We start from the raw sequence: 16,699 nt of genomic DNA, 5'->3' as shown, positions 1-16,699 counted from the left end.
CGCCCCACCCCTCACGTTGCCGCCTCTCCAAATTCCACCTCTTTTGTTCGGGAACGACCGTGCGCATCGATAGCCATCATCACCTTTGGGATTACTCTGCGGAGCAGTATGGCTGGATCAATTCCGAAATGTCGCTCCTGCGACGCGATTTCACGGCCGCTGACCTTGAAGTTGCGGTTGCCTCTTCCGGTGTCTCCGCTGCGATTACCGTACAAGCCCGTCAGTCGATCCTTGAAAGCCAGTGGTTGCTAGGGTTGGCCGAAGATTCCAAGATGATCGCCGGCGTGGTAGGCTGGGTCGAACTGGCCGGACCGAGCGTCTGCGATGAACTCGACCTGCTGGTTCAGTCGCCTTGGCTCAAAGGAGTCCGACACGTCGTACAGGATGAACCCGACGATTTCCTTCTCGACGCAGATTTTGGGCGTGGCATCGCACAATTGAACGCCTACGGTCTAGTGTACGACCTTCTGATCTATGCCCGACAATTGCCCCAAGCAATTTCGTTCGTCGACCAGCACCCCAACCAAGTCTTTGTCTTGGACCACATTGCGAAACCCACCGTAAGGGAATCCGAATTTGATCAGGCTTGGGCTCGCAATATCAAGGAGCTCAGCCTGCGTCCCAACGTAAGTTGCAAGTTCTCCGGTGTGGTGACCGAGGTTCGCGATGCGAGTTGGTCCGCTCAAACCCTGCAGCCCTATTGGGATGTAGCGCTCGAATCATTTGGCCCTGAACGGCTAATGTTCGGTAGCGATTGGCCAGTCTGCTTGCTGCGCAGCGAGTATAAAGCGTGGGTTGCCGCAGTCGAAGAATTGACTGGGGGGCTGTCCGCAGGAGAACAGAAGTGGTTTTGGGCGGATTCCGCTATCAAAGCCTATGGTTTGCAATTAGAAACTCCAAAGGATGGAACATGACAGATCAAGCAGGTAGCAACCGCACGCGTTCGGGACCAGGGTTCAATCGCGAAGGGAAACTGCAACTGCCACCGTTGATCTTCGGTGCTACCAGCCTGGGCAATATGTTTCGAGCGATTGATGACGAAGAGAAAAACGACATCGTGGCTGCCTGGATTGATAGTGGCTTCTCGCCAGTCGTGATCGATACCGCTGGTAAGTACGGCGCGGGGCTCTCACTGGAAGTCATCGGTCGAGAGCTCGAGGCACTCGAAGCCGATCCGAATCAAGTCTTCATTAGTAATAAACTGGGATGGCGTCGGACTCCACTCGTGACTCCAGAACCAACCTTTGAACCGGGCGCCTGGGTTGATCTCAAATTCGATGCCGTTCAAGACATCAGCTACGATGGGATTCTACGCTGTTGGGAGGAAGGGAATCAGCTGCTCGGTAAATTCTCTGCGCAACTGGTCTCCGTCCATGACCCCGATGAATACCTTGCCGCGGCTACAGATCGCACCGATCGCTCGCGGCGAATGGATGACATTTTGGGCGCCTACCGCGCCTTGATTGAGCTGCGCGATGCAGGTCAAGTGCTCGCCACCGGCGTGGGCGCTAAAAACTGGCAAACCATCCGCGAACTTTCCGAGCACTGCGATTTTGATTGGGTCATGTTTGCGAATAGCTTCACGATCATGCAACACCCACCCGCCTTGATCGAATTGATGCACTCACTCGCCGCACGCGGGGTGACACTCATCAATTCGGCCCTCTTTCACGGTGGCTTTCTGCTGGGCGGCGAATTTTTCAATTATCGCGCTGTCGATCCCCAGGACTCAGCCGATGCTCAAATGCTCAAGTGGCGCGAACAATTTCAACAATGTTGCGAAGCGCACCAGATCTCGCCCTTCAACGCTGGAGTGGCTTTTGGCCGTTCTCATCCCAGCATTCGCTCCATTGCGCTCAGCTCCAGTCGCGCGGATCGCGTCGAATCTCATATTCAATCCTTAGACAGCCAGGTGCCCAGCGAATTTTGGCTGGAAATGAAACATTTGCATTTAATTGATCCAAGCTATCCGTACGTGTAGCCCGTGCAAGGCACTCTACACGGTGCACCTGGCGTCCGGCAGCGGCACACAACTGGATATCGCTTCCACTGGACACTGCTTCCTCTGGACACTGCTTCCACTGGACACTGCTTCCACTTTTTTTCTTGCGAATCCCGAGCCAAGGTATGCTTTTGGATCGCACGCCTTGGCCCCTTACCCTACACAAGCTCTCTGCTGTGGGTGATGTTGAGATCAATCCAAGGCCAACCCGGCGGCTTCCGTGAGTCGATTGAAGGCAGCATATTGGGCTACCAGATTGACCACTCGCGTCACTTCCCCTGGACTCGTTCGTTCGACCGCGATTGCCACTTGCGCGTCCGTCAGTACTACAGGTGAGGCTGCTAAATTCTGAGCAACCGTAAACAATGCCTGGCGTTCGCCTGACATACCGGACCAGTCCGCATCGAGCGCGAAGACTTCGTCCATAGATTGTCCGAGATCCATGAGCTTCTTCATTGCGCGGCCGGCTGCATACCAAGCTCGATCTTTGCGGGCCACGATCCAGCCTAATTGCGCGACCAGCAACGGATCGAGTTGCGGATCCTCTTCAGCGGCCAACAACGCCTGGGCTCGACGTTTTCCCTCCTGCGGAAAATTGGCGAGCAACCTTAACCAAGCCTGTGGTTCTATCGAATGTTGCTCAAGATTGAGTCGAGCCGCCACGTGTTGTCCATCCACCAAGGGCAACCTGGCACTGCGAGTCCGAGTGGCTGCGAGTGAACGCAGCACGCTGTATCGATCTTCCAACGCTGGACGATGTTCCACCGTGGCGGTAGTCGCACGTCCCGTGCGGCGATCATAATGCACTACAGCCACGCCACTCGTTTTCGTTAAGAATGCAGGGGAAGTTGGCGTTTCGTAGCTGCCACGTGGGAGTGGAACGACCGACTCGGCAACCTGTTGAAGTGTTTGAGGAGTCTTCGACACATCAAGTCGGGAGTAGCCCCCTTCATCCTGACGCTGTGGAACCCCTACGCCTTCTTTCCAGCGATTGATCGAGTTGTTCCACGCCATGGAAAGAATCATCTCAATGATTTGCTGATCGTCGAAATGCATTGTGAGATGCTCGATATCCTCATCCACCAACAAATGGGGTTCGAAAGTGAACTTTCGCGCAAAAGCATAGGCCGCTTGCTCGGCGGGTTGGAACTGGCGCCAATCGCCATCGAGCATGGCAATACGATCTTCACTTCGACCAGCGCTGAGCAACTTCGACTCCTGATGCCCCAGACAGTATTGACAGTTGTTGACACGGGAAACAATCCAGAACAATTCCACCTTAAAACCATAGTCGAGCGTCATCCCCTCCTCAGAGCTCCTAAAGTTTCCTCGAGGAGAATTGCCTGTTCTAGGCATCTTCCCGTTCATTGCTGCTCCATCGAGCTGAGGGAGAAAGTGATACTTTAGGCGCGTCTCATAATCGTCAGACCGCTGACCTAGAATCTCGCGATCTCGTTCAGTCAAATCGGGTAGAGGAATCCGTGGTGTACGCTCCTTAACAGTTTCGAGGAGCGACTTCATTTCCGGGCGAGTGATGGGAGTGGGACGTGGGAGATCCACGGCAGTTTGTCCCTGAAGATTGATTTCCCCCATGATTACGAATGCAAATAAGCTGCGCAGTAGTAGACGGATGTAAGAATTCTGAAATTTCATTGGATACCTGATTTGAGTTGGTTGATTTTAGATATTGTTGATCAAAAGTATTGGGCTCCCAATCGGCACTGTCACCGATCAGCACGCGCGACGGTGAGGGCGGGGCGCGTGGTCACTAAGTAGAAGGCTTTAAGCTGCCTGGCCGCCTTCTTCGCGGTCTTTGTACGTAGCGTCACTGCAAATCGGACATTCGTCCCATGGAGCGCACCTTGGTCGAGCAGTTCGTAGCTCAGCAACGGTGTACCGTTCTCCCAGGATTCCTCCGCCACGTAGACCGGCGGACTCTGCTCCCGCAGATCCGCGGCGATCTTGCCAGCCTGCCAAGCATCCAGAACGGTCGTCAAAATGGCTCGAGCTTCCCCGACGTCAGAGGCAGGAATCGCTTGAGGGGTACAGGCTAAGCCTAGGACTACAATTCCCATCAGCAGCCAGCGACTTCTAACCATCGAACGTACCGTGGCTGGAGTGGTCGCTCGATACCGAATTTGGGCTGCGTAGGTCGAACGGCCACGCATCCTTTGCTTACTCATTCCAAGCTCCCTAGGCTTTCGCCTCCATTGCGACTGCCAAGCGAACGCCAGACGGCTATGTCAATGCTCTCCGCCACAAAATTGACGGAACCATCGCATCGCGCAACTTGAACTCCTCCGGTGTGATAGCTTTTTGCTGTCGTAGCAATTCGCCCAGGCGGAAACATGCACGATCGAAACTGCGGTGGAGACACGTGAAAGTAGCTCGACGTCGAATGGTACCCCTGCAGCCATGGGGCCCCCACGTCACTCACTCGCTGAAACTGCAGGTCCAACGGATCAATGGCTTGGCAGAATTCCATGGCCTCGTCCGCAGTGTCGGGGTAGGTTTTGGGCCAGAAAGTGTCCATGGGACTTGATACCGCATTGCTGAAGTCTCCTATGCCGTGCTCGCTAAAAGCAGCGGTGTTCGAGGTGCCATCAGTAATGCTGCTGAGTTTCAAATACTGCTTGGGGACAAACGGTCCATTGGGTTCTGGTTGTCCATAGTTGGCGTCGGAAGCGTCCGTTGGGGGTAGGCCATTTAGGAAGCCCGATCCCTGGTTGCATCTGTAGTTCGTCGTCGCCCAGTCCACTGGTGAGTCGCTCACTGGATCCGATGGACAGCTAAAGGTGGATACCGACGTCACGCGCACAAGGTCGTTGTTGGGATGGCTCCACGAAACTCCCCAATCGATCAAATTCGCTGCATTCCCTTGCTCAAGATGGGGGAGTAGCGCGGCATGAGCCGACATTGAGACGTGGTTTACGTTGGATGGAAGACGCTGGTTCGCAGAAGCATAGTTGTGTAGAGCCAGTGCGATCTGCTTTAGGTTATTGCTACACTGCATTCTTCGGGCCGCTTCTCGGGCTGCTTGAACCGCAGGCAGAAGCAATCCCACCAGTACACCGATGATCGCGACCACCACGAGTAGTTCAACCAAAGTGAACGCCCTTCGGGGCAGATGCTTTCGAACAAGAGGAGTCTGTATTTTTAGAAACATTGAGTTGTCTTTAGGATTGAGGCAGATTGCCATTGAGAATGATTGGAAGAGTTTGGCCGAAGTCGGTCGAATGGAACCGCGTCCTTCAATCCGCGCAGCAAAGTCCATCTGCGTTTGTGCATTGGAAGTTTGTGCATTGGAAAATTGCTGTTCAGCGCGTTATGGACCACAACGATTTCGTCCGATTCCAAGGACGACTTTGACGGCTTGAGCAACCGCTTGCCGAGTGCAAGCTCCATCCAGAACGGATGCAACAGTGTGCGCACGGTAACGCAGCAGATTGCTTGTTAGGCGGTCCTGGACACTTCAGACCGATTGATAGAAAGGCAGTTCGCAGTCTACGAGACGCAGGCCAGCGACATGGAATGGCACCAGGCAACCCACAACACAGCACTGATTCAATCACTGAAGCCAGCGCAATCACCAACGATGCTGATTGTCGATTGCAGCATGCAATTCAACCAAGTCATCAAGCTACGACCAAGACATTTGAAACATGCCAAGGTTAGACTCGAGGTGGACGGAAGATGCCGTCAGAGGTTCTGCTCTTGATGCAGTTTGCTTCATCAAGGTTGAAGCGCGTCGAGAAACGCTCCGGAACAAGGCGCGTCGTCAGGTTCGGGCAATCGGAAAGCCTCAAACGCACAAGGCTCACACTCTTGATCTCAGTTCCAGAATTGCCCTTTTTGCATCCTGGACCATGGCAATTCGTCCCTTCGGGGTGCGGAAAATACAGCAATTGTCCGTCCCGATAGACCTGAACAACATTTCCACGCTCCATTACGCCAAAATTGCCTGCCATGACCAAACGCGATGAATCCGCAGCATGCTCAGCGGAGTCCAGATAGTGGCACCCAGCAGCAAAAGCTTCCGCCTGCAACATGCTCAACAGCAGCCAAGCGGCAAGCACCAGAGGCACAAACCGCCCCTGCCGGGATACGAGCCCCCACGCGACTTGGCCAAGCCGTTGAATTGGTGTTGATGGCGTGAGAGGGAAAAACACGAATGCTACCCAAGCTGCAGGTGCTGGCAGGACAGAATTAGTAAATGCTAACCAGCTATTGTTGCGGGGTCAAGGATTTTTGGTTTCGCGGCAGCACTTGTAAAGATTTGAAAATGGCATGAGTGTCGACTACCCGAATGCCAACCGTGCCCGTGGGGTAGGTCCCATCATTCACCGACAGACTTGGTTCTGTGGCACCATTCACGAAAATTTCGATTCGATTCTTGAGCGCGCGTATGCGCAGTTGCTGGTCTTGCGTCCAATCAATTTCCACGGGAGCGTCGGCCAGGTGATGCCAGCGGACACCATCGGTCTTTCCTAGCACGACGGTCCCACGACGGGGAACCAGTCCGGCGAAATACCCTCGCTGTGCGTCATAGCCAACGGAAGGACCACTGACGCGGAACAAGACACCCGCGTCGCGGTCGCCCGAAACAAATGAAAACTTGGCCGTAAGCTCGACATCCTTGTAGACTCCGACACGCAGAGTCAGCTTTTCCCCCGCTCGATAGGTGTTCACCGGTTGCTCAGGCACTCGCCCTAAATGCACTCCCGCTCCTTCCTCCCAGCTCACGAATTGGTGATGGGCATACGTGTCAAACAGTCCAGCGACCGTCGCACTGCCAAAATCAATCTTGCGCTGCGTCTTCAACGGTGGCACAAGGGTACCCGCTGGTATGGCCAAAGGCGTGTTCGAGGGCACGGGCGTTCCAAACCGAGGGAGCCCCTGCTCATCCCAATCTAGCGGCTGCACAAAAATCGCACGCCGCCACCCCGGCTCGCGGTCTCGTTTGGCATGGTAGACATGCCACCATTGCGATTGATCGGGAGAGGGAACGAAACTGCCATGTCCAACTCCATAGGTACGATCCGTGCTCTCAAAGACAGGCTTGGGAAACTTGTGCCAATCCGCCGGATCCAGTGGGTTGTCGCCGGTTAGTTCCAGCATTCCTAACTTGTACGTCGGCAACCACGAAGCACCGCAGGAATACACCACAAAGGTTCTTCCCGCTCGCTGCAGGACTTGAGGCCCCTCGTGCAGCCCTCGTGACGCTGCGGTCTCCTCGACGCGTTCCCACAGAAAGTCATCGGGGTTGCACAATTGAACGCGTGGACCGGCAACCTCCGTCGGAGACTTCATGGGTGCGATGTACAGCAGTTGCCGATCGCTGGTTGCGTCGGACCAGCCAGACCAGATTGCGAACAATTGGTCGCGCTGCTGCAAAACCGTCATGTCAATTGCCCAAATATTGTTCTCCTGAGCATCGAAGTCATCACCCGTGTAGAGTGGCCCATGCAGGGTATAGTTGCTCAACGGATCGCTCGTTTCCGACTCGAGAACGTATTGCAAATGATTTCGATTCTCTCCATCGCTGGCAGCCACATAAACATACCAGCGATCCCCGATACGCAACAACTCTGGTGCCCACACCTCTTGTGAGAACGGTCCACTCTCGGGAGCCTGCCAGATCGAATGCTGGGTCCCTAGACTAGTCAGCGTGGGCGAGGACCAGACTGAAACGGCACGGTTGCCATGACTCGTGGCCCACAGATAGCGTTCGCCATCCCATACCACGCTAGGATCCGCTCCTTCTGCAATGGGATTGATGAATTGTCTCAGCGGCAATCCGCCAATCTGCTGTGCGGCCCCCACACCGTCTACTGGCAGCGCTCCATTCCAGGCGAGCACAGCTTTGGTAAGCCGTTTGACAATCTGCGGATGAGCTTTAGAAACATCCTCCGCCTCTGCGACATCAGTTGAAAGGTCATACAGCTGGGGGTGCTGGCCTTCGACATCACACAAGAGCTTCCATTGCTTATCTCGGATGGCTAGATCGGGAGCCGGATGCTTAGCGGTTCCAGGCCGATCCGGCGGACGCCTCCAGAAAAGCGGCCCAGTGCGCTGTGCACTGGTTTTACCGAGCAAGGCAGCTAGCAGATCCTCACCGTCGCATTGGTAGCCAACGGGCGTCTTCACATGGCACAAATTCATAAGAGAGGCGACTAAATCTACGCTGGAGGCAGTAGTCGTGTTGTTGGTAGTGCCTGCCGCGGCAGCTTCCACCAAGCCGGGGCCCCATACGATTAACGGACTGCGGATGCCGCCTTCGTAGAGACTTCCCTTCTCCCCTCGCAAGGGCCCACCGCTGCCGGCCCCCGGCTCGTGGCCATTGTCGCTGGCAACCACAATGAGAGTGTTTTCTCGCAATAGTGGATCGTTGCGAACTCGATCGAAAAGAGCTCCCAACTGTTGATCCATGGTCTTCAACACGGCCAGATACAGTGTCCGCTTTGCCCCATCTCCGCGAAGAGCTTGCGGGGGGAAGAATGGCGAGTGTACGTCGTCGGGCCAAACGTTGATGTAGAACGGTTGCTGCTGGGCGACCGATTCGTCGATAAATTCTAGCGCGCGATCGACGAAACGCTGTGTAATCGTCGAGCGATCTTGCCATTCAATCGGTCCACGTCCGAGTTTAGCGCTGCCCAGATCATGGCGCTTCGGCTCAGTCCCGTCGAAAGCATCGCACAATGGCAGGATGCGAGGTCCCAAGCCTTCGAAATTGGTAAGCGAAGCATCAAAACCATACTCAGTAATCAGTGGAGCGTCACCAACATCGCGTTGGCCACCCATGTGCCATTTTCCAAAATGCCCGGTCGCATAACCGGCTTCCGATACCATCCGAGGTAGTGTCGCAACTCCTGCATCCAACCATTGTGCCATTCCGCGACTCTCATTCAGCTCCCGTCTGGCTAGATAGGAAGTAATGCGGTGCCGCGCCGGAAAATTGCCGGTGGTTAGAGCCGTGCGTGAGGAGGAACAGATCGGCGAATTCACATAGAAATTGGTGAAACGCAGTCCCTCCTCGGCTAAACGGTCAAGATGCTTGGTCTCGACATCTTGACCACCGAAACAAGATAGATCCTGCCACCCCATGTCATCAATCAACACCGTAATGACATTGGGTGGAGTCCTTGCTTGGGGCAGCAGTGTTGGCATGCCAAACACGGTTGGGCGATCCTCTTGTTCCTGGAGCCAAACGTCGAGTTTTTCGCGCATGGATCGCAAGCGGTCCAGTTGCTCAGGCTGCTGAGCCAGATTGTGTTCCTCATCGGGATCGGTCGTGAGGTCGTAAAGCTCTTCGGCGGGACGCTGTTGATACCGACGCACCTTGCGAGCTGCAGCAGGCACCGTGCGCGCCTTCTCAACCCAACTCGACCAATATGCATCTTCTTTGCTGACTTTCGTTACATGGGAATCGAACTGAAATTCAGGATACAGGTTTCGAATGTACTTGAACCGTTCGTCTCGAACGCTGCGCGCTGGATAGACATTGAAGTTTCCATCGCCGCTATGCGTGGTGTAGATCTCGCTACGATGCTTGGACTTGTGCCCAGTGAGAACCGGTAGAATCGATTGCCCATCGAGTGACGCAGGTACCGCCGCGCCAACCGCGTCGAGCACCGTGGGGAGCAAATCGATCCAAGAGACTAAAGCATCCGACTTCGAACCCGCTGCGATCTTCCCAGGCCAGGTTGCCACCAGCGGCGTACGAATCCCGGCATCGTACAAATTCCACTTGCCAAACGGCCACTGGGCACCATGATCACTGCTATGAATGAACAGAGTGTTTTCACCGAGCTTCCGATAGGCAGCATCGAAGACACTGCCCAGCTCACCGTCCATGATTTGGATCGCTTGGTAGTATTTAGCACGTGCTCGCCGTGTCTCTGGAGTACGGACATGGTTTTGGGGGATCTTCACACTGTCCAACGGAACATCGGTGGCGGTGGGCCAGGGAACATGAGGCCAATTGGTACCCACAAATAGACAAAGCGGTTTGTCGTTGCGGCGATTTTCAAGCCACTTCACGGCTTCAGCTACGGCGACATCATCGTGATAGGTAAAATGCTTGGCGAGATCGAACCCGTACTCAGGCGTCTGCACATAATGGCCCACTTTGCCAAACGCGACGACTTCATAGCCCTGTTCTTGGAGATACGCAGGAAACTTTTTGAGTCGTGCGTGGGGACGGGAATGATTCGCTTCCGCTCCGTTGTGAGCTGGTGTCATGCCAGTCAGCAAGGCTGCGCGGCTCGGCGCACAAGAGGGGGAAATCACAAAGGCTTGACTGAAGGTCATGCCAGCCGTAGCGATGCGCTCCATGTTGGGAGTCGCAATATCGCTCGCACCGTAAAGAGAGGAATCGGTCAAAGTGTGATCATCGGACAGAAAAAAGACAATGTGCGGTCTCTCTCCGGCACCCGCCAGGTCCGGACTACTTGCTAGCAGCCATACAGGGCCCACCAATTGACAGAATGCAAGGAGAAAAATGGGGGCAATCGATTTCCAACATTTGCAAAGATTTTGATTTGAGGGCACAGTAGTTGTCCTGCAGCAATCTGCGTGTACGAGGTCGCGTTGCTCGCAAACGCGAAACACTTCGCGGCAATGCTTGGTGATAGTTTCTAACTCAAATTATAGCTAATGCTGACCAGCATGAGTTATCGACTCCAGCATGGAATCCGCCCATGCCCACTCCCGCTAGGCCGTACCTATTGCAGTGTCCCCAGCTCGCTATCTGGCCTCAGCGCCTCGGCCACTGATGGCAATATTCGATCGGGCCGGCAGCAGCGATTTATTGTCCTCGCCCTGCCCAATAGCGATAACGCGTCTCCCGTTTTCACTTGCCCCATTTGGGGTTGTCTGCGTGGCGAGTGCCGTCAAGGCGTACGCTCCGTTGGCGAGGGACTCGGAGCAATTAGCACGGGCAGAGAGCAGATGGGGTAGAATGGCGTCGCGGTGCCCAATTTGAGTAAACCCGGCAAACGACTTGCTCATTTCTCAATGCGAGAGGAATTTGTTGGAAGACGAACAGGCCGCTTCCTGATCTCTAGCTGCGTTTAACGCTCCTCCAAGCATCCGCCTCGAAGGCTTCCGCTCGACGTGCACCGCCTTTAAACACGCCTTTAAACACGCCTTTAAACACGCCAATCAACCTTGCCTTGAACCTTGCCTTGAACCTTGCCTGAAATCTAGTTTCGGGTGTGATAGCCCTAGTCGTAGAGAGTCTCAACACGCATGTTTTCTTGGTTTCACCTGCTGCCTCCCCATCTAAGACGTAGTTCGCGGCACCTTCGTTTTGCCCAAACGCGGTTTCGAAACATCGGTAGGATCGCAGGTTGTTTACTCGGCATGACGATCACTGCGCAGTCCCACGCTGTGGAGTGGGAGTACGCGAAAGATGTATTGCCCATATTGGCGGACAAGTGCTTTGCCTGCCATGGGCCGGATGCCAACACGCGTGAGGCGGATTTGCGGCTCGATGTGCCCCAGTCAGCAGCCCATGTCTTAAAGAGTGATTCAACCAAGGGAGTTAGCTCACTGGTCGAGCGAATCCATTCGGCAGATCCAGCTCAGCAAATGCCCCCGCCGGAGAGCACCAAGCAGTTGTCAGATGAGCAGAAGCAGGTGTTGCGAGAATGGGTGGCGAGCGGAGCGGAGTACCAGCGGCACTGGAGCTTCCGCTTCATTGAACGCCCTCCACTACCCTCCATTGCCAAACAGCCTTCCGACCCTTCAGCGAACGCCCCGAAGCCCATTTGTCACAATCCAATTGACTCCTTTATCGTAGCGGGGCTGAAAAGAGCGGGGTTGTCTCAAGCGCCAGTGGCGGAACCCCACGCGTTGCTCCGACGGCTGACTTTCAACTTAACTGGATTACCACCCACGACCCAAGAAACACTGGCCTTCCTAGAGGTTTGCCAGCACGAATCGCTTTCGGCCGCCATTCGAGAAGCGACGGACCGACTCTTTCAATCGCCGAGCTACGGAGAGCACATGGCTCTCGGGTGGCTGGAAGCGGCCCGGTATGCGGACACCGACGGTTACCAGAATGATCGCTACCGCTATCAATCTGCCTGGCGTGATTGGGTTTTGAAAGCTTTCAATGAACACATGCCGTACGACCAATTTATCCGCGAGCAATTGGCAGGAGACTTAATACCGAACGCCACGCTGTGGCAACAAGTGGCATCAGGATTTTGCCGTAATCATCGCATCAATTCTGAAGATGGTTCCATCGCGGAAGAATGGCGTATTGAAAATGTAGTGGATAGGACGGACACGTTTGGCACCGTTTTTCTAGGCCTAACGGTTGGTTGCGCCAGGTGCCATGATCACAAGTACGACCCCCTTTCCCACCGTGAGTATTATCAAATCTTCGCCTATTTCAACAGTGTGGCCGAACATGGTGTCGGGCCGAACAATGGCAACAGTCCTCCCTTTATTCAACTACCCGCAACCTGGCCACTAATCAACAAATCGGAAGATCACCGCCTTACTCCCGATCCGGTGCGTCTCACTTCAGCTAGGAAGGAAGCGGGGAATGGCCTGCAGCGCCCGCAAGCCGGTAAGCCAGGGACCGTTATGGTCATGCAGGATCTGCCCGAACCACGACCGACCTATCGGTTAGAACGCGGTGTCTACGATGCACCCGACAAATCACACCCATTGTTTCCGGCAATGCCCACCGCACTACAGTGGGACAGCGCAGACCAACCGTCCAATCGTCTCGAACTGGTCGACTGGCTGGTGGACCGCCGCAATCCGCTTACGGCACGAGTTGCAGTCAATCGCATTTGGCAGCAATTCTTCGGTGTCGGGTTGGTGACAAGCAGCGAAAATCTCGGCACCCAGGGCAGCTTGCCGAGCCATCCACAATTGCTCGACTGGCTAGCGGTAGAGCTCATCGAAGCGGGTTGGGATCTGCAACATCTACAGCGTTTGATCGTGACGAGCGCCACGTTTCAACAGTCCTCCTCCCTTCGCCCCGAACAGGTCCAGCAAGATTCCACCAACCGCTGGTGGGCCCGCGGACCTCGAATACGCCTCACCGGTTTCGAATTGCGTGATCAAGCGCTTGCCAGCAGTGGTCTACTCGTCAACTCGATGGGTGGGGAGTCGGTCAAGCCCTATATGCCACCCAAAATCTGGAGCTCTATTTCCAATAACACCTACAAACAAGATTCGGGCGCCAATCTCTTCCGTCGCAGTTTGTACACTTACTGGCGCAGAACGATTCCTCCGCCTGATATGGTTAGCTTCAATGCTGCCGGTCGGGAAGTCTGCTCGGTACGGATCGATCCGACCAACACTCCACTGCAAGCATTAACCTTACTGAACAACAAGACCTATATGGAAGCGGCGCGAAACCTAGCCGCGTTTGTGGATCGCGAGGCAGAGCTCACACCCGTTAGTCGCATGCGGGCGATGTTCATGCAAGTGCTCGGTCGCCCCCCCTCCCCGGCGGAACTACGAGAGCTGGAGTCGATCTATGCCTCCACCGTTGAAGACTTTTCCTCACATCCCGCAGCTGCACAACAGCTGTTAGAACATGGGGAATCTCCCAATGCGTGTCAACAGCCAAGGCATGAACAAGCTGCAATCACCCTAATCGCATCGCTCCTGCTCAACTTGGACGAAGCCATTCACAAGGATTGAGTTTGATGACGAACAATTCGCATGAGTCGAATCCCCCGCTTTTCTGCCATCGACGCTCCTGGTTGCTCGGCTCCCTGGCCCTCGCATCACTGAGTCGCCTGGGGCAGCCCTCCCAGCAAGTATTGGCGACAGAGAATGGGACGCCTGCAGCTGACCAGCATTCGGAGCTGGGACTGCCTCCAGCCGCAGGCTTAGGACTGCCCCATCATCCTCCGCGCGCGAAACGTGTGATCTACCTGTTCCAATCGGGAGGTCCGGCACAGATGGATCTATTTGATTACAAACCCAATTTGGCGACCCGCTTCGGTGAAGAGGTGCCGGAGTCGATCTATCCCGCCGCCCGCAAAACGACCATGTCGTCAGCCCAAGCGAGCTTTCCAGTCGCGCCCAGTCTATTCAAGTTTGCGCAACACGGAGACTCCGGGACGTGGATGAGCGAAGTCATGCCGCATTTGGCAACTCAGGTCGACGAGCTGTGCATGATTCGTTCAATGCATACCGACGCAATCAACCATGATCCTGCCATCACTTTCCAACAAACAGGCTCGCAATTGCCTGGACGGCCGAGCATCGGGGCTTGGCTCGCCTACGGCCTCGGCAGCTTCAACGCGGAACTCCCGGCATTCGTTGCGATGAGCTCCAAGGGTAGCGGCAAAACGGGGCAGCCCCTCTATGACCGGCTCTGGGGAAGCGGATTTCTTCCAGCCCAGTACCAGGGAGTTAAATTTCGCAACAATGGAGAGCCGGTACTGGACATCCAAGATCCCGCCGGCATCTCTCGCCCACAACGTCGTGAGATGCTCAATGGTTTAGCGAAGCTCAATCGCATTCGTCAAGAAACAGTGGCCCACTCCGACATCGCTACCAGAATCGCTCAGTACGAAATGGCCTTCCAAATGCAGGCATCCGTTCCTGAACTGCTCGACCTATCGCAAGAGTCTGCCGCCACGCTCAAGATGTATGGACCTGACGTTCAGAAGCAAGGCAAATACGCTTACAACTGCTTGGTTGCACGACGCCTTATTGAACGTGGGGTACGCTTTGTGCAGCTATTTCACCAAGGCTGGGATTCCCACGGTAGCCTGCCAAACCAGGTGCGACGCCAATGCAAGGATACCGACCAAGCAACCGCCGCTCTACTGATCGATCTCAAGCAACGTGGGCTGCTGGACGACACGTTGGTCATTTGGGGAGGTGAGTTTGGCCGTACCATTTACTCTCAAGGGGTACTCAAGGCCGACAACTATGGACGCGATCACCACCCCAGTTGCTTTACAATGTGGTGTGCCGGCGGCGGCATGCGCCCCGGTATGACTTGGGGCGCCACCGACGACTACAGTGTCAATGTCGTCGAAAATCCGGTCAGTGTGCATGACTTGCATGCAACTCTCTTGCACCTTCTGGGAATTCAACATGAGCGGTTCACATTCCGCTTCCAAGGACGCGAGTTTCGTTTGACTGACGTTCATGGGCGTGTCGTAACCGAGCTGCTGGTCTGATCACCCCCAGCCTAGCATCACAGTTCCTTGATGGCTTTGGTGATATCCATCACTGCTTGTTGACCGTCGGCGAAGAGCATGAGCGTATTCGGGAGTGCAAATAGCGGATTGGGAATGCCTGCAAATCCAGGGCTCAAACTCCGCTTTATCACAATCACGGTACGACACTTGTCAACTTCGATAATGGGCATGCCCGCAATAGGACTATTGGGGTCGGTCTTGGCAACAGGATTCACGACATCGTTGGCACCAATCACAATCGCAACGTCCACACTATCCAACGTGGGATTGATTTCATCCATCTCTTTGAGTTTGTCGTAGCTAATGTCCGCTTCGGCCAACAGTACATTCATATGGCCCGGCATACGACCGGCGACGGGGTGAATGGCATACTCCACGGTCGCTCCATTCGCTTCCAGCAACTTGCTCAAATCTCGAACCGCGTGCTGCGCCTGCGCTACCGCCATTCCATACCCAGGAACAAACACGACTCGCTGCGCTCCATCGAGGATCATCGCCACGTCATCTGCAGAGGTACTCCGAACATTGGCATACACTTCATCGGTATCGCCCCCAGAACTGCCACCAGCCATCTTCCCGAATAGCACATTGACCAGGGACCGATTCATGGCCTTGCACATAATTTGAGTCAAGATCACCCCCGAGGCTCCCACCAGAGACCCAGCGATAATCAACGCGTTGTTGTCAATCACAAATCCCGTAGCTGCCCCCGCCAATCCGGAGTAGGAGTTCATCAGGGAAACGACCACCGGCATGTCGGCACCACCGATGGGCAGCACTAAAAACAGGCCCAGGACGCTAGCGACCACCAAGATCAACACATAGCTGGTGGTTTGTCCTGTGCCCGCATCCGCTGTTGCCAGCATGCCGATGAACACCAGTGCCAGTAGCAAAAGTGCGCCGTTGATCACCGGTTGCATGGGCAAGCTAAACGGCTTTTTGAATTTCTTGAACTCTTCCAATTTGGCGTATGCAACTAAACTTCCCCAAAACGTGACGGTTCCAATCAGGCCGGATAGGCCAACCGCGATCAAAGTATCGACGGTTTGGTTTTGAGAGAGTTCCAAATCGGCCCATGCCACCAGCGTCGATGCACCACCACCGAGCGCATTGAGCAGGCCGACCATTTGTGGCATCGACGTCATTTCAACCGACAGCGCCAAATAGGCTCCGAGCGCGCTGCCCACGATCAGCCCCACCACGATGTAGGTATAGCCAGCCACTTGCGGATCAAGCAAGGTTGCCACAATTGCAACCAGCATCCCCATCGAAGCGATCACAATACCGCGAACCGCAGAACGCGGATGCGACATTTGCTTAAGCCCCAGGATGAATAGGAGCGATGAGGCGAGGTAGGCGAGTAGCAGTGGTGCGGAGCCGGTCATGGTGGATCGTTTCGTAGGAAATTGCAACAGGAGTTTGCGAGCTGACGCAGGAGGCAAGCGGCCGGAACCGATCTGCCTCAGCTGGATTCACCGCTCATGACTGTGGTTGGAAAAATAGCGGA

Annotated in this window: 11 protein-coding genes; 6 read left to right on the top strand and 5 right to left on the bottom strand. The window is 55.0% G+C overall.

The window, feature by feature from the left end; genetic code table 11:
- The first annotated feature begins 59 nt into the window (after positions 1-59).
- Positions 60-914 carry an amidohydrolase family protein gene (locus tag Q31a_RS14720; RefSeq protein ID WP_145079172.1) on the top strand — a complete coding sequence of 285 codons (855 nt, stop codon included), beginning with the start codon at positions 60-62 and terminating at the stop codon, positions 912-914.
- Complete coding sequence (locus tag Q31a_RS14715) at positions 911-1,981, top strand: aldo/keto reductase (RefSeq protein ID WP_145079169.1); 1,071 nt, start codon at positions 911-913, stop codon at positions 1,979-1,981. The genes Q31a_RS14720 and Q31a_RS14715 overlap by 4 nt, the downstream gene beginning before the upstream one ends.
- A 213-nt stretch (positions 1,982-2,194) precedes the next feature.
- On the opposite strand, the gene Q31a_RS14710 is transcribed toward Q31a_RS14715, so the two are convergent.
- The 3 genes from Q31a_RS14710 to Q31a_RS14700 form a co-directional block, all read right to left on the bottom strand.
- A complete protein-coding gene (locus Q31a_RS14710) occupies positions 2,195-3,655 on the bottom strand; it encodes a carboxymuconolactone decarboxylase family protein (protein ID WP_145079166.1) in 1,461 nt (486 codons plus the stop codon).
- 71 nt (positions 3,656-3,726) lie between these two features.
- Positions 3,727-4,185, bottom strand: coding sequence for a hypothetical protein (locus tag Q31a_RS14705; RefSeq protein ID WP_145079163.1), 459 nt, complete (start codon positions 4,183-4,185; stop codon positions 3,727-3,729).
- Positions 4,182-5,108: a DUF1559 domain-containing protein gene (locus Q31a_RS14700; protein ID WP_197356831.1), complete on the bottom strand. Its 927-nt coding sequence runs from the start codon at positions 5,106-5,108 to the stop codon at positions 4,182-4,184. Before Q31a_RS14700 ends, Q31a_RS14705 begins: the two co-directional genes overlap by 4 nt.
- A gap of 873 nt (positions 5,109-5,981) precedes the next feature.
- On the opposite strand from Q31a_RS14700, the gene Q31a_RS30215 reads away from it, so the two are divergent.
- Entirely contained in the window at positions 5,982-6,158 is a 177-nt protein-coding gene (locus Q31a_RS30215) for a hypothetical protein (protein ID WP_197356830.1), read from the top strand.
- A gap of 68 nt (positions 6,159-6,226) precedes the next feature.
- Here Q31a_RS30215 and Q31a_RS30210 read toward each other — a convergent pair whose 3' ends face one another.
- A complete protein-coding gene (locus tag Q31a_RS30210; RefSeq protein ID WP_197356829.1) occupies positions 6,227-10,552 on the bottom strand; it encodes a sulfatase-like hydrolase/transferase in 4,326 nt (1,441 codons plus the stop codon).
- A 117-nt stretch (positions 10,553-10,669) separates the two neighbouring features.
- On the opposite strand from Q31a_RS30210, the gene Q31a_RS14685 reads away from it, so the two are divergent.
- From Q31a_RS14685 to Q31a_RS14675, 3 genes are all read left to right on the top strand, one after another.
- Complete coding sequence (locus tag Q31a_RS14685; protein WP_145079157.1) at positions 10,670-10,960, top strand: hypothetical protein; 291 nt, start codon at positions 10,670-10,672, stop codon at positions 10,958-10,960.
- Between the two features lie 291 nt (positions 10,961-11,251).
- Positions 11,252-13,672: a PSD1 and planctomycete cytochrome C domain-containing protein gene (locus tag Q31a_RS14680; protein WP_145079154.1), complete on the top strand. Its 2,421-nt coding sequence runs from the start codon at positions 11,252-11,254 to the stop codon at positions 13,670-13,672.
- Positions 13,673-13,677: 5 nt separating this feature from the next.
- Positions 13,678-15,171, top strand: a complete 1,494-nt coding sequence (locus tag Q31a_RS14675; protein ID WP_145079151.1) for a DUF1501 domain-containing protein — start codon at positions 13,678-13,680, stop codon at positions 15,169-15,171.
- Positions 15,172-15,188: 17 nt separating this feature from the next.
- On the opposite strand, the gene Q31a_RS14670 is transcribed toward Q31a_RS14675, so the two are convergent.
- Positions 15,189-16,577: an NAD(P)(+) transhydrogenase (Re/Si-specific) subunit beta gene (locus Q31a_RS14670; RefSeq protein ID WP_145079148.1), complete on the bottom strand. Its 1,389-nt coding sequence runs from the start codon at positions 16,575-16,577 to the stop codon at positions 15,189-15,191.
- Between the last annotated feature and the right edge of the window lie 122 nt (positions 16,578-16,699).

The sequence above is a fragment of the Aureliella helgolandensis genome (assembly GCF_007752135.1).
Classification (GTDB): Bacteria; Planctomycetota; Planctomycetia; order Pirellulales; family Pirellulaceae; genus Aureliella; species Aureliella helgolandensis.
The sequence above is the reverse complement of the archived record's forward strand: the minus strand, read 5'-3'. Positions and strand labels throughout refer to the sequence as shown.